The sequence below is a fragment of the Streptomyces sp. CA-243310 genome (genome assembly GCF_050936775.1).
Lineage (GTDB): Bacteria > Actinomycetota > Actinomycetes > Streptomycetales > Streptomycetaceae > Streptomyces.
Window position 1 is genome coordinate 1719161 of sequence record NZ_JBNJMF010000002.1, and the last position, 25922, is coordinate 1745082.

The following is a 25922-nucleotide window of genomic DNA, read 5'->3' on the forward strand; positions in this document are numbered from 1 at the left end:
AGCAACTGAGGACAAGCCCTCGGCCTATTAGTACCAGTCAGCTCCACCCGTTACCGGGCTTCCACATCTGGCCTATCAACCCAGTCGTCTACTGGGAGCCTTACCCTCTCAAGGAGGTGGGAATACTCATCTCGAAGCAGGCTTCCCGCTTAGATGCTTTCAGCGGTTATCCCTCCCGAACGTAGCCAACCAGCCATGCCCTTGGCAGGACAACTGGCACACCAGAGGTTCGTCCGTCCCGGTCCTCTCGTACTAGGGACAGCCCTTCTCAATATTCCTACGCGCACAGCGGATAGGGACCGAACTGTCTCACGACGTTCTAAACCCAGCTCGCGTACCGCTTTAATGGGCGAACAGCCCAACCCTTGGGACCGACTCCAGCCCCAGGATGCGACGAGCCGACATCGAGGTGCCAAACCATCCCGTCGATATGGACTCTTGGGGAAGATCAGCCTGTTATCCCCGGGGTACCTTTTATCCGTTGAGCGACGGCGCTTCCACAAGCCACCGCCGGATCACTAGTCCCGACTTTCGTCCCTGCTCGACCCGTCGGTCTCACAGTCAAGCTCCCTTGTGCACTTACACTCAACACCTGATTGCCAACCAGGCTGAGGGAACCTTTGGGCGCCTCCGTTACTCTTTGGGAGGCAACCGCCCCAGTTAAACTACCCATCAGACACTGTCCCTGATCCGGATCACGGACCGAGGTTAGACATCCAGCACGACCAGAGTGGTATTTCAACGGCGACTCCACAACCACTGGCGTGGCTGCTTCAAAGTCTCCCACCTATCCTACACAAGCCGAACCGAACACCAATATCAAACTATAGTAAAGGTCCCGGGGTCTTTCCGTCCTGCTGCGCGAAACGAGCATCTTTACTCGTAGTGCAATTTCACCGGGCCTATGGTTGAGACAGTCGAGAAGTCGTTACGCCATTCGTGCAGGTCGGAACTTACCCGACAAGGAATTTCGCTACCTTAGGATGGTTATAGTTACCACCGCCGTTTACTGGCGCTTAAGTTCTCAGCTTCGCACGCCCGAAAGCGCACTAACCGGTCCCCTTAACGTTCCAGCACCGGGCAGGCGTCAGTCCGTATACATCGCCTTACGGCTTCGCACGGACCTGTGTTTTTAGTAAACAGTCGCTTCTCGCTGGTCTCTGCGGCCACCCCCAGCTCACGGAGTAAATCCGATCACCAGTGATGGCCCCCCTTCTCCCGAAGTTACGGGGGCATTTTGCCGAGTTCCTTAACCATAGTTCACCCGAACGCCTCGGTATTCTCTACCTGACCACCTGAGTCGGTTTAGGGTACGGGCCGCCATGAAACTCGCTAGAGGCTTTTCTCGACAGCATAGGATCATCCACTTCACCACAATCGGCTCGGCATCAGGTCTCAGCCTTAATGAGGGACGGATTTGCCTACCCCTCGGCCTACACCCTTACCCCGGGACTACCACCGCCCGGGTTGGACTACCTTCCTGCGTCACCCCATCGCTTACCTACTACCACCTTGGATCGGCGGCTCCACCACTTTCCTTTCCCCGAAGGGTCCGGAACGGCTTCACGGCCTTAGCATTAGAGGATTCGATATTGGGCGTTTCAAAGCGGGTACCGGAATATCAACCGGTTGTCCATCGACTACGCCTGTCGGCCTCGCCTTAGGTCCCGACTTACCCTGGGCAGATCAGCTTGACCCAGGAACCCTTAGTCAATCGGCGCACACGTTTCTCACGTGTGTATCGCTACTCATGCCTGCATTCTCACTCGTGAACCGTCCACAACTAGCTTCCGCTGCTGCTTCACCCGGCACACGACGCTCCCCTACCCATCCCAGCGGGCGTTGGCCCTATTGCTGAAATGACACGACTTCGGCGGTACGCTTGAGCCCCGCTACATTGTCGGCGCGGAATCACTTGACCAGTGAGCTATTACGCACTCTTTCAAGGGTGGCTGCTTCTAAGCCAACCTCCTGGTTGTCTCTGCGACTCCACATCCTTTCCCACTTAGCGTACGCTTGGGGGCCTTAGTCGATGCTCTGGGCTGTTTCCCTCTCGACCATGGAGCTTATCCCCCACAGTCTCACTGCCGTGCTCTCACTTACCGGCATTCGGAGTTTGGCTAAGGTCAGTAACCCGGTAGGGCCCATCGCCTATCCAGTGCTCTACCTCCGGCAAGAAACACACGACGCTGCACCTAAATGCATTTCGGGGAGAACCAGCTATCACGGAGTTTGATTGGCCTTTCACCCCTAACCACAGGTCATCCCCCAGGTTTTCAACCCTGGTGGGTTCGGTCCTCCACGAAGTCTTACCTCCGCTTCAACCTGCCCATGGCTAGATCACTCCGCTTCGGGTCTAGAGCGTGCAACTCAATCGCCCTATTCGGACTCGCTTTCGCTACGGCTTCCCCACACGGGTTAACCTCGCTACACACCGCTAACTCGCAGGCTCATTCTTCAAAAGGCACGCAGTCACGACTGTATGTGCAAGCACATACAGCGACGCTCCCACGGCTTGTAGGCACACGGTTTCAGGTACTATTTCACTCCGCTCCCGCGGTACTTTTCACCATTCCCTCACGGTACTATCCGCTATCGGTCACCAGGGAATATTTAGGCTTAGCGGGTGGTCCCGCCAGATTCACACGGGATTTCTCGGGCCCCGTGCTACTTGGGAGATTCTTAAGCAAGCCGCTGATGTTTCGTCTACGGGGGTCTTACCCTCTACGCCGGACCTTTCGCATGTCCTTCGACTACATCAACGGTTTCTGACTCGCCGACCGGCCGGCAGACCGATCAAAAGAATTCCCACAACCCCGCATGCGCAACCCCTGCCGGGTATCACACGCATACGGTTTGGCCTCATCCGGTTTCGCTCGCCACTACTCCCGGAATCACGGTTGTTTTCTCTTCCTGAGGGTACTGAGATGTTTCACTTCCCCTCGTTCCCTCCACACTGCCTATGTGTTCAGCAGTGGGTGACAGCCCATGACGACTGCCGGGTTTCCCCATTCGGACACCCCCGGATCAAAGCTCAGTTGGCAGCTCCCCGGGGCCTATCGCGGCCTCTCACGTCCTTCATCGGTTCCTGGTGCCAAGGCATCCACCGTGTGCCCTTAAAAACTTGGCCACAGATGCTCGCGTCCACTGTGTAGTTCTCAAGCAACGACCAGTCACCCATCACCCCACCAGACAAGCTGGCGAGTTCACTGGGGCCGGCATCGCGAAGATACAACCTTACGGCCGTACCCTCAGATACCCAACAACGTGCCAGGCACGACCCTCCGCCACCATCACCGCTTTCCACGCCCGAGGGCAGTACTTGCAGAATGCTTTGGAAGACCGTGCCAAATAATCAACGTTCCACCCATGAGCTGACCGTGCAGAACATTTGTCTGCAATCGGTACTGTGCTCCTTAGAAAGGAGGTGATCCAGCCGCACCTTCCGGTACGGCTACCTTGTTACGACTTCGTCCCAATCGCCAGTCCCACCTTCGACAGCTCCCTCCCTTACGGGTTGGGCCACCGGCTTCGGGTGTTACCGACTTTCGTGACGTGACGGGCGGTGTGTACAAGGCCCGGGAACGTATTCACCGCAGCAATGCTGATCTGCGATTACTAGCAACTCCGACTTCATGGGGTCGAGTTGCAGACCCCAATCCGAACTGAGACCGGCTTTTTGAGATTCGCTCCACCTCACGGTATCGCAGCTCATTGTACCGGCCATTGTAGCACGTGTGCAGCCCAAGACATAAGGGGCATGATGACTTGACGTCGTCCCCACCTTCCTCCGAGTTGACCCCGGCGGTCTCCTGTGAGTCCCCATCACCCCGAAGGGCATGCTGGCAACACAGGACAAGGGTTGCGCTCGTTGCGGGACTTAACCCAACATCTCACGACACGAGCTGACGACAGCCATGCACCACCTGTATACCGACCACAAGGGGGGCACTATCTCTAATGCTTTCCGGTATATGTCAAGCCTTGGTAAGGTTCTTCGCGTTGCGTCGAATTAAGCCACATGCTCCGCTGCTTGTGCGGGCCCCCGTCAATTCCTTTGAGTTTTAGCCTTGCGGCCGTACTCCCCAGGCGGGGAACTTAATGCGTTAGCTGCGGCACCGACGACGTGGAATGTCGCCAACACCTAGTTCCCAACGTTTACGGCGTGGACTACCAGGGTATCTAATCCTGTTCGCTCCCCACGCTTTCGCTCCTCAGCGTCAGTAATGGCCCAGAGATCCGCCTTCGCCACCGGTGTTCCTCCTGATATCTGCGCATTTCACCGCTACACCAGGAATTCCGATCTCCCCTACCACACTCTAGCTAGCCCGTATCGAATGCAGACCCGAGGTTAAGCCTCGGGCTTTCACATCCGACGTGACAAGCCGCCTACGAGCTCTTTACGCCCAATAATTCCGGACAACGCTTGCGCCCTACGTATTACCGCGGCTGCTGGCACGTAGTTAGCCGGCGCTTCTTCTGCAGGTACCGTCACTTTCGCTTCTTCCCTGCTGAAAGAGGTTTACAACCCGAAGGCCGTCATCCCTCACGCGGCGTCGCTGCATCAGGCTTTCGCCCATTGTGCAATATTCCCCACTGCTGCCTCCCGTAGGAGTCTGGGCCGTGTCTCAGTCCCAGTGTGGCCGGTCGCCCTCTCAGGCCGGCTACCCGTCGTCGCCTTGGTGGGCCATTACCCCACCAACAAGCTGATAGGCCGCGGGCTCATCCTTCACCGCCGGAGCTTTTAACCCCCACCCATGCAGGCAGGAGTATTATCCGGTATTAGACCCCGTTTCCAGGGCTTGTCCCAGAGTGAAGGGCAGATTGCCCACGTGTTACTCACCCGTTCGCCACTAATCCACCCCGAAGGGCTTCATCGTTCGACTTGCATGTGTTAAGCACGCCGCCAGCGTTCGTCCTGAGCCAGGATCAAACTCTCCATGAATGTTTACCCGTAATCGGGTGCACACGCACTTAGAGCGGGCCGATCATGTCGGAATAAGACCGATCGACCACTGCGTCCTCGCTGTGTAATCGCCTGCAAGCACCACAACCCGAAGATTGCGACCTCACAGGTCTTTTTCAAAGGAACCTCATCCACCGAAATGGACGGGGTATCAACTTTTGGCGTTGATTTTTGGCACGCTGTTGAGTTCTCAAGGAACGGACGCTTCCTTCGTTCCTGTTTCCAGGCCCTCCGGGCGCTTCCTTCGTTTCCAACTCTACCAGATCATTTCCGCGCCCTGCTTCTCGAAAGTCGCAGTCGGTTTGGATTTGAATTCGGTGGCCGTTGGGGGCCTGTGCCTTTCGGCGCTCCACCACGTTAGCGCTTTTCCCTTGGGGCTCATAATCGGGCCGTCGGATTCGAATTCGGGCATGCCGAAATCGTCCCCGCCAGGGGTAGTCGTCGTGTGAGTGGTTTGGCCGCTCTGGGGGTCTGCGAAGGCAGTACCCCGTTCAAGCGGCTCGGGCTACGTTAGGCGTCCGCGAGGGGCGAGTCAAGTCGAGCGGCGGCGGGGCGCGTGGGCGCGGTACGGGCTGACCGTCGGGTCTTGGGCGATCCAGAAGCGGTAGGGATGGCCCGCGCCGGCTCCGCCGACTCCCGTGCGGGGACCCGTGCTCACCAGGTCGGGTGTGGCGGGGGTGCCCGTGAGCAGGGACAACGGGGAGTCGGGACCGGCGCAGAGGTCGGTGCCGTCCAGGGAGCGGTCCACGTCCAGGGCGGTGGCCAGGCGCGCCGGGCCCTTGGCCAGTTCCCCGTCCCGCCTCGCGGAGAGTCGACGTGTGCGGGCGAGCTCGGCGCCGACCGTCACCTCGCCCGCCCGCAGCAGGACCCCGCTCGCGTGGCCCGGGGGACCGCACACCAGGTTGAGGCTGAACCACATTCCGTAGATGAAGTAGACGTACGCGTGTCCGGGCGGCCCGAACATCGACGCGTTGCGGGCCGTGCGGCCCCGGTAGGCGTGCGAGCCGGGGTCCGCCTCCCCCTCGTACGCCTCGACTTCCGTGATGCGGAGTTCCAGCGGGCCGTCCGGGGTCCGGCGGACGAGGGTCCGGCCGAGGAGGTCGGGGGCCACGGTGAGGACCGGGCGGTCGAAGAAGGACCGGGCCAGGGGCGTACGGTCGGGGCGCGCGCTCATCCAATCGAGCGTAGTGGAACGCGCGCGGCTGCAACCGGGGCCTAAGGTTCCGCGTTTGTAGAGGTAGTCGCCAGAACTTTTACATCGATAGAGCCGTCAAGGGGAGTCAGAGCATGGGGTTCAGGAAGCTGTTCGCGAGCCTGGGTGCCGGTGGTGCCTCGGTGGACACGATCATCACCGAGCCGAACGTCGTTCCGGGCGGCATCGTCCAGGGTGAGGTCCGGATCCAGGGCGGATCCGTGGAGCAGCAGATCGAGGGGCTGTCCGTCGGTCTCCAGGCGCGGGTGGAGGTGGAGGGCGGTGACCAGGAGTACAAGCAGGACATCGTCTTCACCAAGCAGCGCCTCGGGGGTGCCGTGCAGGTGCAGGCCGGCGCGCTGCACGTGGTGCCGTTCGGGCTGGAGATCCCCGCGGAGACGCCGATCACCCACTTCGGCGGTCAGCACCTGCACGGGATGAACATCGGGGTCAGCACCGAGCTGGAGATCGCGCGCGCGGTGGACGCGGGTGACCTGGACGCGATCAACGTGCACCCGGTGCCGGCGCAGCAGGCGATCCTGGACGCCTTCCGGCAGCTCGGCTTCTCCTTCCGTTCGGCGGACATGGAGCGCGGGCACATCCGGGGGACGCGTCAGACGCTGCCCTTCTACCAGGAGATCGAGTTCCTGCCGCCGTCGCAGTACCGGGGGCTGAACCAGGTCGAGCTGACCTTCGTCTCGGACGGTCGTGAGATGGACGTCGTCCTGGAGATGGACAAGAAGCCGGGTCTGTTCTCCGAGGGCAGTGACACCTACCGCTGCTTCCAGGTGGGGCTGCAGTCCTACCAGGACACCGACTGGGCGGCGTACCTGAACCAGTGGATCGCCTCGGTCGGTTCGCAGCGCAACTGGCTCTAGGTCCTAGGCTCGGGGACGTACGCGTACGCGATGCAGGAGGTTCAGCAGTGGTCGAGCAGAGCAGGGCACCTCTTCCCCACGCCTTCCACCCGGAGGTGCACGCCTTCTCCGTGGTGAGCGGGGATGTGGAGCCCGGGGCGGATCTGGGTGACGCGCAGGTCCTGACGGGTGGGAACGTCTCGCCGCACCTGCGGTGGGAGGGTTTCCCGGCGGGGACGAAGAGCTTCGCCGTGACGTGTTTCGACCCGGATGCGCCGACGGGCAGCGGGTTCTGGCACTGGGTGCTGTTCGATCTTCCGGTGTCGGTCACCGAGCTGCCTGCGGGTGCGGGCAGCGGGAAGTTCGAGGGGCTGCCGGACGGGGCCGTGCACGTACGGAACGACTACGGCACCCGGGATTTCGGCGGCGCGCAGCCGCCGGCCGGGGAGCGGCACCGGTACGTGTTCACCGTGTACGCGGTGGATGAGGAGAAGCTCGGGCCGGACGCGGACGTCTCGCCGGCGGTCGTCGGCTTCAATCTGCGGTTCCACACCCTGGGTCGTGCGCAGCTGATCGGTGAGTACGAGGCGCCCACCGGCTGATCGTTGTCCCGTTGTTTGCCCGGTCCTGGTCTAAAGACGGCCAGGACCGGGCATTTTTATTGCGTTGTCCCGCGTGGCGCGCGCGGCCAGAGTGGTTGCGGGCTCTGCTGCCGGTGTGGTCGCGGGCCTGCACACGGGAGGTGGGCGAGATGCGGGACACGCTGGTGCTGAATGCGAGCTTCGAGCCGCTGTCGACGGTGACGTTGAACAGGGCCGTGGTCCTGGTGCTCCAGGACAAGGCCGTGGTCGAACAGTCCCATCCCGAGCTGCGTGTGCGGGCGGCCACCATGGAGCTTCCGATGCCCCGGGTGATCAGGTTGTGCAGGTATGTCCGGGTGCCCTTCCGAAGACATGCTCCCTGGTCACGGAGGGGTGTGTTGGCCCGGGACCAGCACCGGTGCGCGTACTGCGGGAGGCGCGCGACGACCGTGGACCACGTACTGCCGCGGGCTCAGGGCGGCGGGGACACGTGGTTGAACACGGTGGCCTCGTGCGCCGAGGACAACCACCGCAAAGCGGCCCGGACTCCGGAGGAGGCGGGGATGCCGCTCCTCCGGAAGCCGTTCGTGCCGTCGCCGGCGGACGCGATGCTGTTGGCGCTGGGGGCGGGCGGTCGCAGTGCCCTCCCCGAGTGGCTTGAGCGTTCCGCCTAGTACCGCTGACCGTGCGGCTGCGCTGGGCGACGTATTCGGGATACGTCGCTCAGCGGATCAGCAGCTGGACGATCGCGAGGATGCCGACCACGACGATGATTCCGCGCAAGGCGGTCGGCGGGAGCCGGCGGCCGACCTTGGCGCCGATCTGGCCGCCGATGGTGGAGCCGACCGCGATGAGGACCACGGCCGTCCAGTCGAACTCGGCGACGAAGAGGAAGACGACGGCCGCGATGCCGTTGACGAGGGCGGCGAGGACGTTCTTGACGGCGTTGATCCGTTGCAGGTCGTCGCGGAGGAGCAGGCCCATGAGTCCGAGGTACAGCACTCCCTGGGCGGCGCCGAAGTAGCCTCCGTACGCGCTGGCGAGCAGCATCCCCGAGAGCAGGGCCGGGCCTCCGTCGGGATGCCCGGCGTCGCCGCCCGAGGCCTCCTGGCGCTTGCGCAGGGCCGCCGCGAGTCGGGGCTGGAGCACGACGAGCACGAGGGCGAGCCCGATCAGGACGGGCACGATCGTGTCGAAGGAGTCCGACGGCAGGGTGAGGAGCAGGATGGCTCCCGCGAGCCCGCCGACGAGGGAGACGGCGCCGAGCCGCATGATGCGGGCGCGCTGGCCCTGGAGTTCCTTGCGGTAGCCGATGGCTCCGCTGATGGACCCGGGCACCAGTCCGAGCGTGTTGGACACGTTGGCGGTGACCGGGGACAGGCCGGTGGCGAGCAGCACCGGGAAGGTGATGAGGGTGCCGGAGCCGACGATGGTGTTGATCGTGCCGGCGCCGATGCCGGCGGCGAAGACCGCGAGTGATTCCCAGATGGACATGGACCGCGCCATCCCCTTTGCATGAGTGGGTCGCCTCCCCGCCATGAAGGTCGAGGGGCCGGTCCGATCATGCAGGAGGGGAAGGGAGCGTCAGTCGATGGGGGGCTGTTCGCGGCGGGAGGGCGGGACGGTGTCGCTCGCGTTGCCGCCCTCCTTGCCGGAGTTCTGCGGGTTGAAGCCGGAACCTCCGCCCATGGGGCCGAAGTTACCCATGGCGCCGGAGAGGCCCTTGAGGGCGTCGCCGATCTCGCTCGGCACGATCCAGAGCTTGTTTGCGTCGCCTTCGGCGATCTTCGGGAGCATCTGGAGGTACTGGTAGGCGAGGAGCTTCTGGTCGGCGTCGCCGGCGTGGATGGACTCGAAGACCGTGCGGATGGCCTGGGCCTCGCCTTCGGCGCGCAGGGCTGCGGCCTTGGCGTCACCTTCGGCGCGCAGGATCGAGGACTGCTTCTCGCCCTCGGCGCGCAGGATCTCGGACTGTCGGACACCTTCGGCCTGGAGGATCGCGGCGCGCTTGTCGCGGTCGGCGCGCATCTGCTTCTCCATCGAGTCCTGGATGGAGGTCGGCGGCTCGATGGCCTTCAGCTCGACGCGGTTGACGCGGATGCCCCACTTGCCGGTGGCCTCGTCGAGGACTCCGCGCAGGGCGGCGTTGATCTCCTCGCGGGAGGTGAGGGTGCGTTCGAGGTCCATGCCGCCGATGATGTTGCGCAGCGTGGTGACGGTGAGTTGCTCGATGGCCTGGATGTAGCTGGCCACTTCGTACGTCGCGGCGCGGGCGTCGGTCACCTGGTAGTAGATGACGGTGTCGATGTTGACGACCAGGTTGTCCTGGGTGATCACCGGCTGCGGCGGGAAGGGGACGACCTGTTCACGCAGGTCGATCCGGTTGCGGATCGAGTCGATGAACGGGACGACGATGTTCAGGCCCGCGTTGAGGGTGCGGGTGTAGCGGCCGAATCGCTCGACGATGGCGGCGCTGGCCTGCGGGATCACCTGGATCGTCTTGACCAGTGCGATGAAGACCAGAACCACGAGAATGATCAGGACGATGATGATCGGTTGCATGCGGTTCCCCGTGCCCTTCCGGCTGTCTGTGCTGCCCCGTTGATCGCGAGTCTCGCAGACCTCGGGGCCGCGAGTCGGCTGCTTGGCTCACATCAGGTCACATCACGTCACATGACGACCGCGGTCGCCCCGTCGATGTCCACGACGTCCACGGACTGGCCGGGTTCGTAGCTGACGTCCGCGTCGAGGGCGCGGGCGGACCAGATCTCGCCGGCGAGTTTGATCCGGCCGCCGCCGCCGTCGACGCGTTCGAGGACGACGGCACTTCTGCCCTTCAACGCGTCGATGCCCGTGCGGTGTTGGGGTCGTTGGTGGCGGTTGGCGAGGGGCCGGACGACGGCGATCAGGGCCACCGAGACGATCACGAAGACCAGGACCTGTGCCACCACTCCCCCGCCGAGCGCCGCCGTGACGGCGGCGGCCACCGCGCCGACCGCGAACATGCCGAACTCGGGCATCGCGGTCAGGACGAGGGGGATGCCCAGTCCGACCGCGCCGATCAGCCACCACACCCATGCGTCGATGTCGGTCACATGGTCATGGTAGGTCCGTCGGGCACGGTCGGGACAGGGTGCGGGCCATGCCCGCCGAACCGGTCCGATGCCGGGTCCTGTCGTCAAAGCCCCGCACGGGGCGGGGCTTTGACGACAGGGCCCGGGCGACAGGACCTAGCGCAGGGGCAGACCCCGGGCGGCCCAGCGGTCGTCCTCGTTGCGCTCGACGATCAGCGGGAGGCCGAAGCAGAGCGAGAGGTTGCGGGAGGTCAGTTCCAGGTCGATGGGACCGGCGGTGACGACCTTGCCCTGACGGATCATCAGGACGTGCGTGAAGCCGGGGGCGATCTCCTCGACGTGGTGGGTGACCATGATCATGGAGGGCGCGAGCGGGTCGCGGGCGAGCCGGCCGAGGCGGCGTACGAGGTCCTCCCGGCCGCCGAGGTCCAGGCCTGCGGCGGGCTCGTCGAGGAGCAGCAGCTCCGGGTCGGTCATCAGGGCGCGGGCGATCAGGGTGCGCTTGCGCTCGCCCTCGGAGAGGGTGCCGAACTTCCGGTCGAGGTAGTCCGTCATGCCGAGGCGGTCGAGGAACGCGCGGGCGCGCTGCTCGTCGATGTCCTCGTACTCCTCCTGCCACGTCGCCGTCATCCCGTAGGCGGCGGTGAGGACGGTCTCCAGGACGGTCTGCCGCTTGGGGAGCTTGTCGGCCATCGCGATACCGGCGACACCGATGCGGGGGCGCAGGTCGAAGACGTTCACCTTGCCGAGGGTGCTGCCGAGGATGGTGGCCTCGCCCTTGGTGGGGAAGAGGTAGCTGGAGGCGACGTTGAGCAGGGTGGTCTTCCCGGCGCCGTTGGGGCCGAGGATCACCCAGCGCTCCCCCTCCTTCACCGACCAGGAGACCTGGTCCACCAGCGCCCGGCCCTCGCGGACCACGGATACGTCCACCAGCTCCAGAACATCGCTCATGAGCGTGTTGTCACCCCTTGCAGTCTTCGGATCGTCAGTGCACCGGTAGGCGCAGCCCCAGGGGAAAACCTACGCCACTCGGCGAGGCCTCCGGGCGCCAGGCCGGTTCCCCGCACCGATCCGTAAAGTGGGGGGATGCTTTTCGAACCACGTTCAGGGCGGTTGGCCGCCTGGGGGAACGCGCTGCTGGCCGGTCTGGTCTCGCCCGACGAGGCCGTGTTGTCGATCGTGGGCGAGGACGCCGTACACCGGGTGTCGGGGCTGCCGGGGGAATCGGGGCCGGTTGGGCTCACGCTGGCGCTGGGCCGGATGCGGACGCTGGGGGTGTCCGGGTTGCGGGTCGCGCTGCCGGCTCCGGGCCATCCGTTGGGCTTGAGCGGTCCGCCCGAGTTCAACGCGCGGGCGTTGGACGCGGAGGAGGCCGTCGTCGCCGTCGGCGCGGCATTGGGGCTGGTGCCGGAGGTGACCGAGGCCGGGCCGGCCGGGGACGTGCACGTGGAGGTGGTGTGGCACGTGCTCCCGGTGCGGGAGGCCCCGCCGGCGGACGTGCCGTCGCTCGGCGAGGCGGAACGGGAGCTGGCCGAGGCGTTGCGCGAGGCCACGGTGGTGCTGACCCGGTTGGACGTGGCGGGGTCGGGGCCGGTGGCCGAGGCGGCCCTTTCGGCGTACCGGGCGCGGGCCGAGGCCGGGCGGGAGGTGCTGGCGCCGGGGTATCCGCCGCGGGCGGTGCGGGTGCTGTCGTTGGCGCAGCGGGTGGACCTGATGGTGTCGTTGGCCTACGAGAACGGGCACGGGGGCGCGGTGGCCGCCTCGGAGATGGCGGCGCGGGCCGAGGCCCTGCGGCCGGTGGAGCGGGTGGCGCGGCGGGCGCTGGTCGCGGCGTACAACGCGGCCGTGGAGGAGCGGGAGCGGGGCTGACCCCCGGGGGCGCGTCACGTCCAACCCGGGCCCGGGGTGGACGTGACGCGGCCCCGCTTCCCGGGGAGAGGTGGGGGAAGCGGGGCCGGTGGGGAGGGCGTCAGTGGTTGAGGCCCGTGTTGCCGAAGGCGCCGTTCAGGAGGCCGATCACGGTGACCGAGTTGCCGACGAGGTTGACGGGGACGTGCACGGGGACCTGGAGCTGGTTCCCCGAGGCCACGCCGGGCGAGTTCAGGGCCTCGCCCTCCGCGGACGCACCGCCGTGCGCCGAGGAGACACCGGCGCCGGCGGCGATCAGGCCGCCGGCGATCATGGTGACGGCTGCGGCCTTCTTGATGTTCTTCACGTTCTCGTCCTCCAGTGCCTCTGCCGCGGCCTGCCGCCCCGACACGTAGGGGAGAACGGTCGTCCCGTGCTCGGGATACGCCATGTGGGGTACATACACCCGACCGTATGAATCTCAGATCAACGCCGGACGTCCACGATTCCGTGCCTGACCGCCCACAACGCCGCCTGGGTCCGATCGGACAGGTCCAGTTTCATCAGGATGTTCGAGACGTGGGTCTTGACCGTCTTCTCCGACAGGACCAGCGCGCGGGCGATCTCCCGATTGGACCGGCCGTCCGCGATGAGGGAGAGCACTTCCCGTTCCCGGTCGGTCAGCGAGCCGGGGCGACCGGAGGCGGCTCCCTGGCCCTCCTGGGCGAGCAGGGCCTGCGCGACCTCCGGCTGGAGGAGGACGTGGCCCGCGTGGACGGAGCGGATGGCGGCGGCGAGGGCTTCGGGGTCGATGTCCTTGTAGACGTAGCCGGCCGCGCCCGCGCGCAGGGCGGGGACCACGGTGCGCTGCTCGGTGAAGCTGGTGACGATCAGCACCCGGGCCGGGTTCGCCGCCTCGCGCAGTCGGCGCAGGGCCTCGATGCCGTCGGTGACGGGCATCTTGACGTCCATCAGGATCACGTCGGGCCGCAGTTCCTCGGCGCGGGCGATGCCCTCCTCGCCGTCGGCGGCCTCGCCGACCACCTCGATGTCCTCCTGGACCTCCAGGAAGGTGCGCAGTCCGCGCCGGACCACCTGGTGGTCGTCCACCAGCAGGACGCGGATCCGGGTGTCAGCCACCGGGGACCTCCATCTCGATCGTGGTGCCCTTCGCGGGCTCCGAGTGCACCTCCAGCCGGCCCCCGACGCCGCTCGCGCGGTCGCGCATGGAGACGAGGCCGAGGTGGCGGCCCGCCGTGCGGACCGTGGAAGGGGAGAAGCCGCGGCCGTCGTCCCGTACGGACAGGAGCGCTCCGGCGCCCCGGCGGAGCAGGGTGACCTCGACGGTCTCGGCCCCGGAGTGGCGCAGGGCGTTGTGGAGGGCCTCCTGGGCGACGCGCAGGACGGCTTCCTCCTGGGTCGCGGGGAGGGCCCGTACGCCGTCACAGGTGAAGGTGACGTGCGCGGTGTGGGCCCGGTCCAGGACGCGGACGTGGTCGCGCAGGGTCGCCACGAGTCCGTCCTCGTCCAGGGCGGCGGGGCGCAGCTCGGTCACGGCGGCGCGCAGTTCGTCGGCGGCCTCGGCGGCGAGGGCGGCCACCTGCTGGAGTTCGTCCTTGGCCCGGGCGGGGTCGCGGTCGACGAGGGCGGAGGCCGCCTGGGCGGTGAGTCGCAGGGAGAACAGCTTCTGGCTCACGGCGTCGTGCAGTTCGTGGGCGAGGCGGGAGCGCTCCTCGGCGATGGTCAGCTCGCGGCTGCGCTCGTAGAGGCGTGCGTTGGTGAGGGCGATGGCCGCGTGCTGGGCCAGGAGGGACAGGAGTTCCTCGTCCTCGTCGGTGAAGCCGCGGCCGTCACCGGGGGCGTCCGAGGGGGTGGCGCCGTGCTTGTTCGCGAGGAAGAGGGCCCCGAGGGTCTCCTCGCCGTCGCGGACCGGCATGCCGAGGAAGTCCGACATCTCGGGGTGGGCGGCGGGCCAGCCGCCGAAGCGCGGGTCCCGGCGTACGTCGGTCAGCCGCTCGGGGCCGTCCTGGTGGAGCATCGCGGCGAGGATGCCGTGTTGGCGGGGCAGGGGGCCGATGCGGCGCCACTGTTCCTCGGTGATGCCGTCCACGACGAACTGCGCGAAGCCGCCGTGGTCGTCCGGGACGCCCAGGGCCGCGTACTCGGCGCCGAGGAGTTCGCGGGCCGAGACGACGATCGTGCGCAGGACGTCCTGGACCTCCAGTCGGCGGCTCATGGCCAGCAGGGCCGTGCTGACGGCGGCCAGCCCGGTACAGGGTCCCTTGTGCATGGCCTCACCGTACCGGCGGGCCTGACCTGCGGGATCGGACCTCGGGCGTAGGTCCGGTGGCCTCGGGCACACGGCCGAGGGAAGGGACGGCGGAGGGTCTCTCCCCCTGGGGGATGACGGCCGGGGGGCTCTTCTCTACCCCTGGGTGGATAAACCTCACCGATTGCGTTGCTGCTGCAACTCTGAGTGAGAACACCGCGAGGGCGATGTGACCCCGGGCATAGGACCCACGTCACTTACGAAGAAGCCTAGTGGACACATAAAGACCCTGTCAGCACTGTTGCGCCTAGAGACGATGCCCGAATGCGGGCTGCGGCCGGGGATCCTGATCCACTAAGCGGCTTCGTACGTCACACCTTTGCCAGGCGTTTTTGCCACCGCTAAGAATGTCGACGTCGCACAGCGCCGAGGATCTCGGATCCACCCGGCGCTTTCCTGCGGCTCCCGCTATTCGAAGAGGTTGCACACGCATGACCGAGACCAGCACCCCCGGCCACAGTCGTCGTCTGACCAAGGCCCAGAAGCTCTCCTTCGCAGGCATCGCCGGCTTCGGCGCCGCCGCACTCGTCTTCTCCCTCGTACCGGCCAATGGCGCCGGGTCGAGCGAGTCGACGACCATCTCCGCCGCCCCCGTGGCGTGGACGAAGGCCGTGAACGGCGCCCAGACGAAGACCGTGCAGGCGCACCTCGGCACGCAGAAGGCCATCGCCGACCAGAAGGCCATCAACGCGGCCACCCAGGCCGCGGTCGCCAAGAAGGCGAAGGCGAAGGCCGACGCCGACAACAAGGCCAAGGCCGCGGCGCAGGCGAAGGCGCGCGCCGCGAAGACGGCGGCGAGCCGTTCCGCGGTCCGCACCCCCGTCTTCGCGAACAACCTGGACGGCTGGATCAAGGAAGCCCTCCACATCATGAAGCGCGAGGGGATCCCGGGCACCTACGCCGGCATCCACAAGAACGTGATGCGCGAGTCCAGCGGCAACCCGCTGGCGATCAACAACTGGGACGTCAACGCCCAGAACGGCATTCCCAGCAAGGGTCTGCTCCAGGTCATCGCCCCAACCTTCAAGGCGTACCACGTCAAGGGCACCAAGTTCGACCAGTACGACCCGGTCGCCAACATCGTCGCCGCCTGCAACTACGCGGCCGACCGATACGGCTCCATGGACAACGTCAACAGCGCCTACTAGGCCTTCGACGCACCGCTCCCCCATGCGCCTCAGGGCGGCCCCCGGACTTCCGGGTGCCGCCCTGAGGCGTTCGTGCGCACGGCCGTGCGTGCCGGTCACTTGCCGGCGCGCATGACCTCCGGCTCGTGGCGGCGCAGCAGCCGCTGGACCGCGAAGCCGCAGGCGATGCCGAGGAGCAGCAGCATCGTGACGTTCAGGCTCCACTGGCCGACCGTGGCGTCCCAGAGCGGGTCGGTGTTGGTCGGGTTGTCGGCGTCCCACGGCGGCATGAGCACGCCGAGGTTCAGCGTGGTGCCGGCGGCGGCGATGGCCCAGCGGGACGGCATCAGCCAGGCGAACTGCTCCAGGCCCGGGGAGTCGTACACCTGGAAGAGGATGCCGGTGAAGACGACCTGGACGATCGCGAACATCACCAGCAGCGGCATGGTCTTCTCGGCGGTCTTCACCAGCGAGGAGATCACCAGGCCGAACATCATCGAGGTGAAGCCGAGCGCGATGACCGACAGGCAGATCTCGACGGCCGGCGGCATGACCAGGCCCTCGGTCGGCAGATCGCGCGGGTAGAAGCCGATCCCGCAGATGATCACGCCCTGGATGGCCGTGATGACGCCGAGGACGATCACCTTCGACATGAGGTACGCCGACCGGGACAGCCCGGTCGCGCGCTCACGCTCGTAGATGACGCGTTCCTTGATCAGCTCGCGGACCGAGTTGGCCGCGCCGGAGAAGCACATGCCGACCGCCAGGATCAGCATGATCGTGCCGGCGTCGCCGTTGAAGCGGGACGGGGCCACGGGGGGCGCGAGGCCGAACTTCGCGGGGATGACCGTGGAGACCACGCCCAGGACCGCGGGCAGGATCAGCATCAGGCCGATGAAGCCCTTGTCGGAGGCGATCACCGAGACGTAGCGGCGGATCAGCGTCCACAGCTGGGAGCCCCAGCCCTGCGGCTTCGGCGGGCGCATCTGCTGCGCGGGCGGCATCGCGACCGACTGCGGGGCGACCGCGTCGATGTCGGCGGCGTACAGCTGGTAGTGCTGCGAGCCCTTCCAGCGGCCGGCCCAGTCGTACTCTCGGTAGTTCTCGAAGGCCGAGAAGACGTCCGCCCACGTGGTGTAGCCGAAGAAGTTCAGCGCCTCGTCCGGCGGGCCGAAGTACGCGACCGAGCCGCCGGGGGCCATGACCAGCAGCTTGTCGCAGATGGCCAGCTCGGCGACCGAGTGGGTGACGACGAGGACGGTGCGGCCGTCGTCGGCGAGGCCGCGCAGCAGCTGCATGACGTCGCGGTCCATGCCCGGGTCGAGGCCGGAGGTCGGCTCGTCCAGGAAGATCAGCGACGGCTTGGTGAGCAGCTCCAGCGCCACGGACACGCGCTTGCGCTGGCCGCCCGAGAGCGCGGTGATCTTCTTGTCCTTGTGGATGTCGAGCTTGAGCTCGCGCAGCACCTCGTCGACGCGGGCGGCGCGCTCGGACTCGGCGGTGTCACCGGGGAAGCGGAGCTTGGCCGCGTACTTCAGGGCCGTGCGGACGCGCAGCTCCTTGTGCAGGATGTCGTCCTGCGGGACCAGGCCGATGCGCTGGCGGAGTTCCGCGAACTGCTTGTACAGGTTGCGGTTGTCGTAGAGGACGTCGCCCTCGTTCGCGGGCCGGTAGCCGGTCAGCGCCTTGAGGAGGGTGGACTTGCCGGAGCCGGACGGGCCGATGACGCCGATCAGCGACTTCTCCGGGACGCCGAAGGTGACGTCCTTGAGGATCTGCTTGCCTCCGTCGACCGTCACCGTGAGGTGGCGGGCGGAGAAGGAGACCTCACCGGTGTCGACGAACTCCTCGAGCCGGTCGCCGATGATCCGGAACGTCGAGTGGCCGACGCCCACGATGTCGTTCGGGCCGAGCACCGCCGTGCCGGACTTGGCGAGGGGCTGACCGTTGACGTAGGTGCCGTTGTGACTGCCGAGGTCGCGGATCTCGAACCGGCCGCCGGGCATGGAGCGGAACTCGGCGTGGTTGCGGGAGACCTGGAGGTCGGAGACGACCAGCTCGTTCTCCAGCGCGCGACCGATCCGCATGACGTGGCCCAGCGAGAGCTGGTGGAACGTCGTCGGGCTGCGGTCGCCGTGACCGGCGGCGCCCGGCCCCTGCGCGGGGCGCACGTCGCCCTGCTGCTGGGGGATGTGCTGCTGCGGGAACTGCGGCTGCGCCGGCTGCTGCTGCCAGGCCTCCTGCTGCGGCTGCTGCCGGGGCGGCGCCTCGTACCCGGCGGCCTGGCCCTGGTAGGCGGGAGCCTGGTGGGCCGGGGCCTGGTGGGCAACGTGCTGCGGCGCGGCGGCGGCGCTCGGATTCAGCCGCGGTCCGTCGGTGGCGTTGCCGAGGTGGACCGGCGTGCCGGGCACGAGTTCGGCCTGCTGGACCCTGGCCCCGTGCACGTACGTGCCGTTGGTGCTGCCGTGGTCCTCGATCCCCCAACCACGGCCGTTCCAGCTGATGGTGGCGTGCCGCCACGACACGCGCGCGTCATCGATCACCACGTCTCCCTGGGGATCGCGCCCCAGCGAGTACGACCTGGACGGATCGAGCGTCCAGGTCCTTCCATTCAATTCCAGTACGAGTTCCGGCACTCCAGCCCCACTTAAGTCCCCCGAGAATCCCCCTGGCGTCAGGGAGTCCGACGTCAGGGAGTCTAGGGATGGCGAACATCCGTGGGAACTATTTCAGGCCTGCGCCCACATGTGGAATCGGGGCCGTTCCGGGGTGCCCGCGAGCGCCCGTCGGCGGGGTGGAAAGGCACCCGGAGAGTGCGATACGGGACTTCTCGCCCCGCGATTCGCACCCGCGTCCGGGTCACGCGCGCCCGGCGTCGACGTCGGGTCCGGGCCGGCGGGACAGGGGAGCCGGGGCGGAGAGGCCGGGAGAGTCGGAGCGAGAGGCCGGGGGCCGGCCTTCACGCGCCCGCCACCCCCCGGACCGGCACCTTTCACCCCCGCGCCGCCCTCCGGGACCTCCGTACCGGGGATTCGGGCGCCCGCAGGGTGGGACGGGGGTCCTGCTCCCGGGACGGGGAAGATACGGTGAACCCACCATGAGCGCATCGCAGACCTCCGACGTCCCCACCCTCCTCGTCAAGATCTTCGGCAAGGACCGTCCCGGGATCACCGCCGGGCTGTTCGACACCCTCGCCGCCTACTCCGTCGACGTCGTCGACATCGAGCAGGTCGTCACCCGTGGCCGCATCGTCCTGTGCGCCCTCGTCACCCAGCCGTCCGGCGCCGCCGAGGGCGAGCTGCGGGCCACCGTCCACAGTTGGGCCGAGTCGCTGAGGATGCAGGCCGAGATCCTCTCGGGCACCGGCGACAACCGGCCGCGCGGCAGTGGTCGTTCCCACGTCACGGTGCTCGGGCACCCGCTCACCGCCGAGTCCACGGCGACCATAGCGGCCAGGATCACCGAGACCGGCGGCAACATCGACCGCATCTTCCGGCTCGCCAAGTACCCGGTGACGGCGGTGGAGTTCGCCGTGTCCGGTGTCGAGACGGAGCCGCTGCGCACCGCGCTGGCCACGGCCGCCGCCCGGATCGGCGTCGACGTGGCCGTGGTCTCGGCCGGACTGCACCGCCGGGCCCAGCGCCTGGTGGTCATGGACGTGGACTCGACCCTGATCCAGGACGAGGTCATCGAGCTGTTCGCCGCGCACGCGGGCTGCGAGGCCGAGGTGGCGGCGGTGACCGAGCAGGCCATGCGCGGTGAGCTGGACTTCGAGCAGTCGTTGCACGCGCGCGTCGCGTTGCTGGCGGGGCTGGACGCCTCCGTGGTGGACAAGGTCCGCGCGGAGGTGCGGCTGACGTCCGGTGCCCGGACCCTGATCCGCACCCTGAAGCGGCTGGGCTACCAGGTGGGTGTGGTGTCCGGGGGGTTCACCCAGGTCACGGACGACCTGCGGGAGCGGCTCGGGCTGGACTTCGCGGCCGCCAACACGCTGGAGATCGTCGACGGGAAGCTGACCGGCCGGGTCGTCGGCGAGATCGTGGACCGGGCGGGCAAGGCCCGGCTGCTGCGCCGCTTCGCCGCGGAGGCCGGCGTGCCGCTGGCCCAGACCGTCGCGATCGGCGACGGCGCCAACGACCTGGACATGTTGAACGCGGCCGGGCTGGGCGTGGCCTTCAACGCCAAGCCGGTGGTCCGCGAGGCCGCGCACACCGCGGTGAACGTGCCGTTCCTGGACGCGGTGCTGTACCTGCTGGGCATCACCCGGGAAGAGGTCGAGGCCGCCGACCTCGCCTAGTCCCCGTACACGCGAAACGGGACCCGGTGCCTCGACGGCGCCGGGTCCCGTTCGCGTGTACGCAGGTGAGCCGCCCTGATCGGCGGGGCGGCCGCGGGGGTCAGCTGTGGGGGGTCCAGTAGTCCAGCAGCGTGCCGACGCCGTGCTCCACGGACTTCCAGGAGCCGGTGAAGGAGACCACGGCGAGAGCTGAGGTCGGGAAGGCGCTGCGGTGCATGCGGGAGAGCGCGTCGCCCTGGGCGCTGCCGGAGAGGGCGTCCGCGAGGGCGTGCATGCCCGGGTTGTGGCCGATCACGAGGAGGTCGGCCACGTCGTCGGGGGTCTCGTTCAGGAGGGCGATGAGCTCGCCCGGGGAGGCCTCGTAGAGGCGCTCCTCGTACGTGGTTTTCGGCCGGTGCGGCAGTTCGTGGACGGCCAGCTTCCACGTCTCGCGGGTCCGGGCCGCGGTGGAGCAGAGGGCCAGGTCGAAGGCGATGCCGGTCTGGGCCAGCTTGCGGCCGGCGGCCGGGGCGTCGTGACGACCGCGTTCGGCCAGGGGCCGCTCGTGGTCCGATCCGTCCGACCATTCGGCCTTGGCGTGCCGGAGGAGGACGATCCTGCGGGATGTGTCGGCGCTCATGACTCCCAGCTTCGCATGAAACGAGCCACGGGGCGCAGGGTGTTGGAGGGTCCGCCTCCGGGGTGGAGCGTGCTCCGGCGTACGCGGGTCAGCCGACGGCGCGCAGCAGCTGTGCGGTGACCTGGACCAGCGAGGAGTTCTCGTCCGGGGCGGCGTGGGCCGCGCCGGACCCGGCTCCGGCGAGGAGGAGCAGCAGGAGGCCGAAGGCGAGCGCGGGCAGGGCCAGCGCCCACCAGTGCAGGCGGGCGTCGGCTCCGCTGCCGGCGGTGCGTCGGCGGCCGGACGGTACGGCGAGGGGCGGGGCGTGCGTGGGGGCCGACATGGCCGCCTCCGGTGGTGTGCGGGTGGGACTGGCTCGCTGCCTCGAATCTATGGATTCGAGGCGGCGGTTCCCATCCGGGGCACACCCCGGTTGTCCCTGAGCCTGGCCCCCTAGGGGTTGGTGGGGTTATCCCCACCAACCCTCGGGGGCCGCGTCGTCAGGAGGGGGAGGCGATCGACGCGATGACGGCGATGACGACGGTCACGAGCAGCATCGCGCCCAGCACGAGGCCGAGCTTCTTGTGGCCGTTCTGCGGGTTCGGTTCGAGTACGGGCGACATGGCGTTCAGTCTCGCATGCCGCATTCGTCCTCGATCGTGCGGTCCCGGCCGGCGAGGACGCCGAGCGCGATCTGCGGGACGAGCAGCGCGGCCATGAGGGCGAGGGGCAGGTCCCAGCCGCCGCTGTGCTGGTAGAGGGTGCCGATGAGGAGCGGGCCGGGGATGGAGATGAGGTAGCCGGTGCTCTGCGCGAAGGCGGACAGCTTGACGACGCCCGCGGAGGACTTGGCGCGCAGTCCGATCATGGTGATGACGAGCGGGAAGGCGCAGTTGGAGACGCCGAGCAGGAGGGCCCAGGCCCAGGCTCCGCCTGCGGGGGCGAGCCAGAGGCCGGCGTAGCCGAGGAAACCGAAGAGGCCGAGGACCACGGCGATGGCGCCCTGGTTCCGCATCCGGCCGGCGAGGTTGGGGATGACGAAGGCCAGCGGGACGCCCATGACCATGGTGACGGCGAGCAGGACGCCGGCAGTCCCGGCGGAGACCCCTGCGTCGCGGAAGATCTGCGGGAGCCAGCCCATCGTGACGTACGCCCCGGTGGCCTGGAGGCCGAAGTAGCAGCCCAGGGCCCAGGCGGTGCGGCTGCGGGCGACGCGCGGGCCGGCGTCGGGGCTCGCGCCGGCGGGTGCGGCGGCCTTGTCGCGGCGGCCGGCGACGGCGATGGGCAGCCAGGGCAGTACGGCGGCCACCGCGAGGGCGGCCCAGACCAGCAGGCCGGCGCGCCAGCTGCCGCCGAGGGCGGAGGTCAGCGGGACGGTCGCGGCGGCGGCGAGGGAGGTGCCGGCGGCCAGGGCCATGGAGTAGAGGCCGGTCATGGTGCCGACCCGGTCCGGGAACCAACGCTTGACGATCACCGGGAGCAGCACGTTCGTCAGGGCTATGCCGGCGAGGGACAGGGCGCTGGCGGCGAGGAACCCGGCGGCGTTGGTCGCGAAGGGCCGGATCAGCAGTCCGGCGGCGACGGCGACCATGCCCGCGCAGACCACGGCGGCGGGGCCGAAGCGGCGGGAGAGCCGGGGGGCGGTGACGCCGAAGACGGCGAAGCAGAGGGCGGGGACGGAGGTGATGAGTCCGGCCACGGTGCCGCTCATGCCGAGGCCCGTGCGGGTCTCCTCGAAGAGGGCTCCGAGGCTGGTGATGGCGGGTCGCAGGTTGAGGGCGGCCAGCACGATTCCGACGATGAGCACGGGGCCGAGCCATACCGGCTGCGGGGTGACGGGGGCGGCTAGGGGGTGCGGGGGTGCCGTGCGCGCGGCCTGGGGCCGGTTCATGGTCTGGATTTCATCGTCGGACATTGAACCATCATAGAATCATGGGATGATTGGTTGTCCACCCCCGTTCCGCGTTCGCACCCGGAGAGGACACCGCCCGCATGCCGCTGACATCGCCCCGGCGATCCGCGCTCGTCGACCAGGTGATCGCCCAGCTCAGGAACCAGATCACCTCAGGTGAATGGCCCGTGGGCTCCCGCATTCCCACCGAGCCCGAGCTGGTGGAGCTGCTGGGCGTCGCCCGCAACACCGTGCGCGAGGCCGTCCGGGCCCTGGCACACAACGGACTGCTCGACATCCGCCAGGGTTCGGGCACCTACGTCCTGGCGACCAGCGAACTCGCCGGGGTGATGCACCGGCGCTTCGCCGGCGCCGACCCGCGACACATCGCCGAGTTGCGTTCGACGCTGGAGTCCTCCGCCGCACGACTGGCGGCGGAGCGCCGCACCGAGCGGGACCTGACCCAACTGGACGCGCTGCTGGCGCGACGCGAGGAAGCCTGGACGAGCGGGGACGCGGAGCTGTTCGTCGCGGCGGACGTGAGCCTGCACATGGCGGTGGTGACGGCCTCGCACAACGAGGTGCTGATCGAGCTGTACGCCGACCTCGGGGACCTGGTGGCGGACTGGCTGCGCGCGGACGTGGGGACGGAACTGCGCCCCTCGGCACATCTGGACCACGCCCGACTGATCGAGGCGATCCGGCGCGGGGACGGTGACACGGCCGCGTCGGAGGCGGCGGGCTACCCGTTCGTCTGCCTCGGCGGGGCGTAGGTCGCCCCTCTCGGATCCACCGGGGCGCCGCCGGGCCCCGAAGGGGCGTCGGACCCGGCCGGGGCGGCCCGCTCAGCGGAGCCGGTCGGCGTCCCGTCGTCCGGGCCGCTCGTGGCTCACCCATGCCGTACGGACCTCTTTCCAGCAGCGGCTGGTGAGCTCGACGCGGCCGGCCGGGCCCACGGCGACGGCGGCGCCGTCCCCGTCCACGTCCCACCAGCGGTCGCACTCCACGTGCAGGCGGATCAGGTCGGTCTCGGGGTAGCCGTTGTGGCAGTGCGCCGTCACCAGCGAGCCGTCGATCTCGATGTCACAGTCGGCGCCGAAGAGGTCTCTGCGGGCGGGCCGGGCGGGCTGTACGGGTGGCTCGGCGGGGATCTCGGCCGGGTCGACCACGACCGGGGCCATGGCCTCCGGGCCGGGCGCCGGTTCGCCGTCCCCGGGCTGCGCGACGGCTCCCGGGATCAGGAGGCCGGCCAGGGCAACCGAGGTGACCAGGAGCGATACCGCTCGGCTCGGCCTCGCGTACACGCCCGTACCTCCTCCCCGAGGAAGCCGGGAAGATCCCGGCTCGGTCAGTTTGCAGGCATTTGTCCCTGTTTACGACTCGGGAAGATCCGGCCGGAGCACGCACATCCGATCGAACGGGCCGTGTGAACCCCCGCCCCCACAGGCCGAAACGGCGGTGGCCGCACCTCCCGGAAGGGAGGTGCGGCCACCGCCGTACGGACGTAGCGGAGCCCGGACCCGAGGGTCAGGCGCCCATGGCGTGCAGGCCGCCGTCCACGTGGACGATCTCGCCCGTGGTCTTCGGGAACCAGTCGGACAGCAGGGCGACGATGGCCTTGCCGGTCGGCTCCGGGTCGCTCATGTCCCACTCCAGCATGGAGCGGGAGTTCCAGACGTCGGCCAGGTCCGAGAAGCCCGGGATGGACTTCGCGGCCATCGAGCCGAGCGGACCGGCCGAGACCAGGTTGCAGCGGATGTTCTCCTTGCCCAGGTCACGGGCGAGGTAGCGGCTGGTGGCCTCCAGGGCGGCCTTGGCCGGGCCCATCCAGTCGTACTGCGGCCAGGCGAACTGCGCGTCGAAGGTGAGGCCGACGATGGCCGCGCCCTCCGCCGGGAACAGCGGCTTGCAGGCCATGGCGAGGGACTTCAGCGAGAACGCCGACACGTGCATGGCGGTCGCGACCGACTCGAACGGCGTGTTCAGGAAGTTGCCGCCGAGGGCGTCCTGCGGGGCGAACCCGATCGAGTGGAGGACCCCGTCGAGGCTGCCCAGCTCGTCGCGGACCAGACCCTCGAGGCGGTCCAGGTGCTCCTGGTTGGTGACGTCGAGCTCGATCACCTTGACCGGCTTCGGCAGCTTCTTGGCGATGCGCTCGGTCAGCGACGGGCGGGGCCACGCGGTCAGGATGACCTCGGCGCCCTGCTCCTGGGCCAGCTTGGCGGCGTGGAAGGCGATGGAGGACTCCATCAGCACCCCGGTGATGAGGATGCGCTTGCCGTCGAGAATTCCGCTCATGTGATCAGTGACCCATGCCCAATCCGCCGTCAACGGGAATGACGGCTCCAGTGATGTACGCGGCGTCGTCGGACGCCAGGAAGCTCACGGCCGCCGCGATCTCCTCGGGCTGCGCGTAGCGGCCGAGGGGCACCTGACCGACGATGCCGGCGCGCTGCTCGTCGGTGAGCACCTTCGTCATGTCGGTGTCCACGAAGCCGGGAGCGACGACGTTGAAGGTGATGTTGCGGGAGCCCAGCTCACGGGCGAGCGAGCGGGCGAAGCCGACCAGCGCGGCCTTGGAGGCGGCGTAGTTGGCCTGGCCGGGCGAGCCCATGAGGCCGACGACCGACGAGATCAGGACGACGCGGCCCTTCTTGGCCCGCAGCATGCCCCGGTTCGCGCGCTTGACCACCCGGAAGGTACCGATGAGGTTGGTGTCGACGACCGACGCGAAGTCCTCCTCGGACATCCGCATCAGCAGCGTGTCCTTGGTGATGCCGGCGTTGGCCACCAGCACCTCGACGGGGCCGTGCTCGTCCTCGATCGCCTTGTAGGCCTGCTCCACCTGCTCGGAGTCCGTGATGTCACAGCGGACCGCCAGGACGCCGAGCGAGGTGAGCGCCTCCGGCGGCTCGCCGGAGCGGTATGTGATCGCGACCTTGTCGCCGGCCTCCGCGAAGGCTCGGGCGATGGCGAGGCCGATGCCCCGGTTACCTCCGGTGACGAGAACCGAGCGGCTCAACGGATCACCCTTTCGCTAGCTGTCTGAGTACCAAAAACCTATAGGTCGCATCGTCCTTACGGAGAATCGGGCCCCGACAGGGCCTTGCGGCGGGCTCTGTCGAGTCCCTACAGAAAGATGTAGGCACACGAGCCCCGAGC

General features: G+C 67.9%; 23 protein-coding genes and 2 rRNA genes. 7 read left to right on the plus strand and 18 right to left on the minus strand.

The window, feature by feature from the left end:
* Positions 1 to 7 precede the first annotated feature (7 nt).
* From ACQEVM_RS25365 to ACQEVM_RS25375, 3 genes are all read right to left on the minus strand, one after another.
* Positions 8 to 3130, minus strand: a 23S ribosomal RNA gene (locus ACQEVM_RS25365).
* A gap of 290 nt (positions 3131 to 3420) precedes the next feature.
* Positions 3421 to 4945, minus strand: a 16S ribosomal RNA gene (locus ACQEVM_RS25370).
* Together the 16S and 23S rRNA genes form the textbook arrangement of a ribosomal RNA operon.
* Positions 4946 to 5498: 553 nt before the next feature.
* Entirely contained in the window at positions 5499 to 6140 is a 642-nt protein-coding gene (locus ACQEVM_RS25375) for a DNA-3-methyladenine glycosylase (protein ID WP_433082703.1), read from the minus strand.
* A 113-nt stretch (positions 6141 to 6253) separates the two neighbouring features.
* Here ACQEVM_RS25375 and ACQEVM_RS25380 point away from each other — a divergent pair, with 113 nt between their 5' ends.
* The 3 genes from ACQEVM_RS25380 (at position 6254) to ACQEVM_RS25390 (ending at position 8270) form a co-directional block, all read left to right on the plus strand.
* Positions 6254 to 7036, plus strand: a complete 783-nt coding sequence (locus tag ACQEVM_RS25380; RefSeq protein WP_053678672.1) for a sporulation protein — start codon at positions 6254 to 6256, stop codon at positions 7034 to 7036.
* Positions 7037 to 7083: 47 nt separating this feature from the next.
* A complete protein-coding gene (locus ACQEVM_RS25385; RefSeq protein WP_433082706.1) occupies positions 7084 to 7617 on the plus strand; it encodes a YbhB/YbcL family Raf kinase inhibitor-like protein in 534 nt (177 codons plus the stop codon).
* A gap of 149 nt (positions 7618 to 7766) precedes the next feature.
* Positions 7767 to 8270, plus strand: coding sequence for an HNH endonuclease (locus ACQEVM_RS25390; RefSeq protein ID WP_351763136.1), 504 nt, complete (start codon positions 7767 to 7769; stop codon positions 8268 to 8270).
* 49 nt (positions 8271 to 8319) lie between these two features.
* On the opposite strand, the gene ACQEVM_RS25395 is transcribed toward ACQEVM_RS25390, so the two are convergent.
* The 4 genes from ACQEVM_RS25395 to ACQEVM_RS25410 all read right to left on the minus strand — a co-directional run bounded on the left by ACQEVM_RS25395 (position 8320) and on the right by ACQEVM_RS25410 (position 11621).
* On the minus strand, positions 8320 to 9090 hold the full coding sequence (locus ACQEVM_RS25395; protein WP_433082708.1) for a sulfite exporter TauE/SafE family protein: 771 nt from the start codon (positions 9088 to 9090) through the stop codon (positions 8320 to 8322).
* A 90-nt stretch (positions 9091 to 9180) separates the two neighbouring features.
* Complete coding sequence (locus tag ACQEVM_RS25400; RefSeq protein WP_433082710.1) at positions 9181 to 10158, minus strand: SPFH domain-containing protein; 978 nt, start codon at positions 10156 to 10158, stop codon at positions 9181 to 9183.
* A gap of 107 nt (positions 10159 to 10265) precedes the next feature.
* Positions 10266 to 10691: an NfeD family protein gene (locus tag ACQEVM_RS25405; protein ID WP_433082712.1), complete on the minus strand. Its 426-nt coding sequence runs from the start codon at positions 10689 to 10691 to the stop codon at positions 10266 to 10268.
* Positions 10692 to 10826: 135 nt separating this feature from the next.
* The gene (locus ACQEVM_RS25410) at positions 10827 to 11621 is read right to left on the minus strand and encodes an ABC transporter ATP-binding protein (protein ID WP_053678662.1); all 795 of its coding nucleotides are present in this window, start codon (positions 11619 to 11621) and stop codon (positions 10827 to 10829) included.
* Positions 11622 to 11756: 135 nt separating this feature from the next.
* Here ACQEVM_RS25410 and ACQEVM_RS25415 point away from each other — a divergent pair, with 135 nt between their 5' ends.
* Entirely contained in the window at positions 11757 to 12539 is a 783-nt protein-coding gene (locus tag ACQEVM_RS25415) for a hypothetical protein (RefSeq protein WP_433082715.1), read from the plus strand.
* A gap of 100 nt (positions 12540 to 12639) precedes the next feature.
* Here the strand turns inward: ACQEVM_RS25415 and ACQEVM_RS25420 are convergent, their stop codons facing one another.
* The 3 genes from ACQEVM_RS25420 to ACQEVM_RS25430 all read right to left on the minus strand — a co-directional run bounded on the left by ACQEVM_RS25420 (position 12640) and on the right by ACQEVM_RS25430 (position 14808).
* Positions 12640 to 12885 carry a chaplin gene (locus ACQEVM_RS25420; protein WP_053678690.1) on the minus strand — a complete coding sequence of 82 codons (246 nt, stop codon included), beginning with the start codon at positions 12883 to 12885 and terminating at the stop codon, positions 12640 to 12642.
* A 119-nt stretch (positions 12886 to 13004) separates the two neighbouring features.
* Positions 13005 to 13658 carry a response regulator gene (locus ACQEVM_RS25425; RefSeq protein WP_433082717.1) on the minus strand — a complete coding sequence of 218 codons (654 nt, stop codon included), beginning with the start codon at positions 13656 to 13658 and terminating at the stop codon, positions 13005 to 13007.
* Complete coding sequence (locus tag ACQEVM_RS25430) at positions 13651 to 14808, minus strand: GAF domain-containing sensor histidine kinase (protein ID WP_433082719.1); 1158 nt, start codon at positions 14806 to 14808, stop codon at positions 13651 to 13653. Before ACQEVM_RS25430 ends, ACQEVM_RS25425 begins: the two co-directional genes overlap by 8 nt.
* A 470-nt stretch (positions 14809 to 15278) precedes the next feature.
* Between ACQEVM_RS25430 and ACQEVM_RS25435 the strand changes: the two genes are divergently transcribed.
* Positions 15279 to 15995, plus strand: a complete 717-nt coding sequence (locus ACQEVM_RS25435) for a transglycosylase SLT domain-containing protein (protein WP_433082721.1) — start codon at positions 15279 to 15281, stop codon at positions 15993 to 15995.
* Between the two features lie 95 nt (positions 15996 to 16090).
* Here ACQEVM_RS25435 and ACQEVM_RS25440 read toward each other — a convergent pair whose 3' ends face one another.
* On the minus strand, positions 16091 to 18610 hold the full coding sequence (locus ACQEVM_RS25440; RefSeq protein WP_433082723.1) for an FHA domain-containing protein: 2520 nt from the start codon (positions 18608 to 18610) through the stop codon (positions 16091 to 16093).
* Positions 18611 to 19071: 461 nt separating this feature from the next.
* On the opposite strand from ACQEVM_RS25440, the gene serB reads away from it, so the two are divergent.
* A complete protein-coding gene (gene serB, locus ACQEVM_RS25445; protein ID WP_351763156.1) occupies positions 19072 to 20271 on the plus strand; it encodes a phosphoserine phosphatase SerB in 1200 nt (399 codons plus the stop codon).
* 100 nt (positions 20272 to 20371) lie between these two features.
* Here the strand turns inward: serB and ACQEVM_RS25450 are convergent, their stop codons facing one another.
* The 4 genes from ACQEVM_RS25450 to ACQEVM_RS25465 form a co-directional block, all read right to left on the minus strand.
* A complete protein-coding gene (locus tag ACQEVM_RS25450) occupies positions 20372 to 20890 on the minus strand; it encodes a SixA phosphatase family protein (protein ID WP_433082725.1) in 519 nt (172 codons plus the stop codon).
* An 88-nt stretch (positions 20891 to 20978) separates the two neighbouring features.
* Positions 20979 to 21212, minus strand: coding sequence for a hypothetical protein (locus tag ACQEVM_RS25455; RefSeq protein ID WP_433082727.1), 234 nt, complete (start codon positions 21210 to 21212; stop codon positions 20979 to 20981).
* A 157-nt stretch (positions 21213 to 21369) separates the two neighbouring features.
* Positions 21370 to 21492 carry an SGM_5486 family transporter-associated protein gene (locus ACQEVM_RS25460; protein ID WP_267801334.1) on the minus strand — a complete coding sequence of 41 codons (123 nt, stop codon included), beginning with the start codon at positions 21490 to 21492 and terminating at the stop codon, positions 21370 to 21372.
* A 5-nt stretch (positions 21493 to 21497) separates the two neighbouring features.
* Positions 21498 to 22784, minus strand: a complete 1287-nt coding sequence (locus tag ACQEVM_RS25465; protein ID WP_433082729.1) for a CynX/NimT family MFS transporter — start codon at positions 22782 to 22784, stop codon at positions 21498 to 21500.
* A 77-nt stretch (positions 22785 to 22861) separates the two neighbouring features.
* Here ACQEVM_RS25465 and ACQEVM_RS25470 point away from each other — a divergent pair, with 77 nt between their 5' ends.
* Entirely contained in the window at positions 22862 to 23533 is a 672-nt protein-coding gene (locus ACQEVM_RS25470; protein WP_433082731.1) for a FadR/GntR family transcriptional regulator, read from the plus strand.
* A gap of 72 nt (positions 23534 to 23605) precedes the next feature.
* Here the strand turns inward: ACQEVM_RS25470 and ACQEVM_RS25475 are convergent, their stop codons facing one another.
* The 3 genes from ACQEVM_RS25475 to fabG all read right to left on the minus strand — a co-directional run bounded on the left by ACQEVM_RS25475 (position 23606) and on the right by fabG (position 25782).
* Positions 23606 to 24064: a hypothetical protein gene (locus ACQEVM_RS25475; RefSeq protein WP_433082733.1), complete on the minus strand. Its 459-nt coding sequence runs from the start codon at positions 24062 to 24064 to the stop codon at positions 23606 to 23608.
* Positions 24065 to 24287: 223 nt separating this feature from the next.
* The gene (gene fabI, locus ACQEVM_RS25480) at positions 24288 to 25058 is read right to left on the minus strand and encodes an enoyl-ACP reductase FabI (protein WP_433082735.1); all 771 of its coding nucleotides are present in this window, start codon (positions 25056 to 25058) and stop codon (positions 24288 to 24290) included.
* Positions 25059 to 25062: 4 nt separating this feature from the next.
* Positions 25063 to 25782: a 3-oxoacyl-[acyl-carrier-protein] reductase gene (gene fabG / locus ACQEVM_RS25485; protein ID WP_433082737.1), complete on the minus strand. Its 720-nt coding sequence runs from the start codon at positions 25780 to 25782 to the stop codon at positions 25063 to 25065.
* Positions 25783 to 25922: the final 140 nt, after the last annotated feature.

What these genes read in the sequence shown, in the direction of transcription:
- ACQEVM_RS25375 (WP_433082703.1), bottom strand. Translation starts at nt 6,140, where the DNA reads ATGAGCGCGCGCCCCGACCGTACGCCCCTGGCCCGGTCCTTCTTCGAC.
- ACQEVM_RS25380 (WP_053678672.1), top strand. Translation starts at nt 6,254, where the DNA reads ATGGGGTTCAGGAAGCTGTTCGCGAGCCTGGGTGCCGGTGGTGCCTCG.
- ACQEVM_RS25390 (WP_351763136.1), top strand. Translation starts at nt 7,767, where the DNA reads ATGCGGGACACGCTGGTGCTGAATGCGAGCTTCGAGCCGCTGTCGACG.
- ACQEVM_RS25395 (WP_433082708.1), bottom strand. Translation starts at nt 9,090, where the DNA reads ATGTCCATCTGGGAATCACTCGCGGTCTTCGCCGCCGGCATCGGCGCC.
- ACQEVM_RS25400 (WP_433082710.1), bottom strand. Translation starts at nt 10,158, where the DNA reads ATGCAACCGATCATCATCGTCCTGATCATTCTCGTGGTTCTGGTCTTC.
- ACQEVM_RS25410 (WP_053678662.1), bottom strand. Translation starts at nt 11,621, where the DNA reads ATGAGCGATGTTCTGGAGCTGGTGGACGTATCCGTGGTCCGCGAGGGC.
- ACQEVM_RS25415 (WP_433082715.1), top strand. Translation starts at nt 11,757, where the DNA reads ATGCTTTTCGAACCACGTTCAGGGCGGTTGGCCGCCTGGGGGAACGCG.
- ACQEVM_RS25430 (WP_433082719.1), bottom strand. Translation starts at nt 14,808, where the DNA reads ATGCACAAGGGACCCTGTACCGGGCTGGCCGCCGTCAGCACGGCCCTG.
- ACQEVM_RS25435 (WP_433082721.1), top strand. Translation starts at nt 15,279, where the DNA reads ATGACCGAGACCAGCACCCCCGGCCACAGTCGTCGTCTGACCAAGGCC.
- serB (WP_351763156.1), top strand. Translation starts at nt 19,072, where the DNA reads ATGAGCGCATCGCAGACCTCCGACGTCCCCACCCTCCTCGTCAAGATC.
- ACQEVM_RS25450 (WP_433082725.1), bottom strand. Translation starts at nt 20,890, where the DNA reads ATGAGCGCCGACACATCCCGCAGGATCGTCCTCCTCCGGCACGCCAAG.
- ACQEVM_RS25455 (WP_433082727.1), bottom strand. Translation starts at nt 21,212, where the DNA reads ATGTCGGCCCCCACGCACGCCCCGCCCCTCGCCGTACCGTCCGGCCGC.
- ACQEVM_RS25460 (WP_267801334.1), bottom strand. Translation starts at nt 21,492, where the DNA reads ATGTCGCCCGTACTCGAACCGAACCCGCAGAACGGCCACAAGAAGCTC.
- ACQEVM_RS25465 (WP_433082729.1), bottom strand. Translation starts at nt 22,784, where the DNA reads ATGTCCGACGATGAAATCCAGACCATGAACCGGCCCCAGGCCGCGCGC.
- ACQEVM_RS25470 (WP_433082731.1), top strand. Translation starts at nt 22,862, where the DNA reads ATGCCGCTGACATCGCCCCGGCGATCCGCGCTCGTCGACCAGGTGATC.
- fabI (WP_433082735.1), bottom strand. Translation starts at nt 25,058, where the DNA reads ATGAGCGGAATTCTCGACGGCAAGCGCATCCTCATCACCGGGGTGCTG.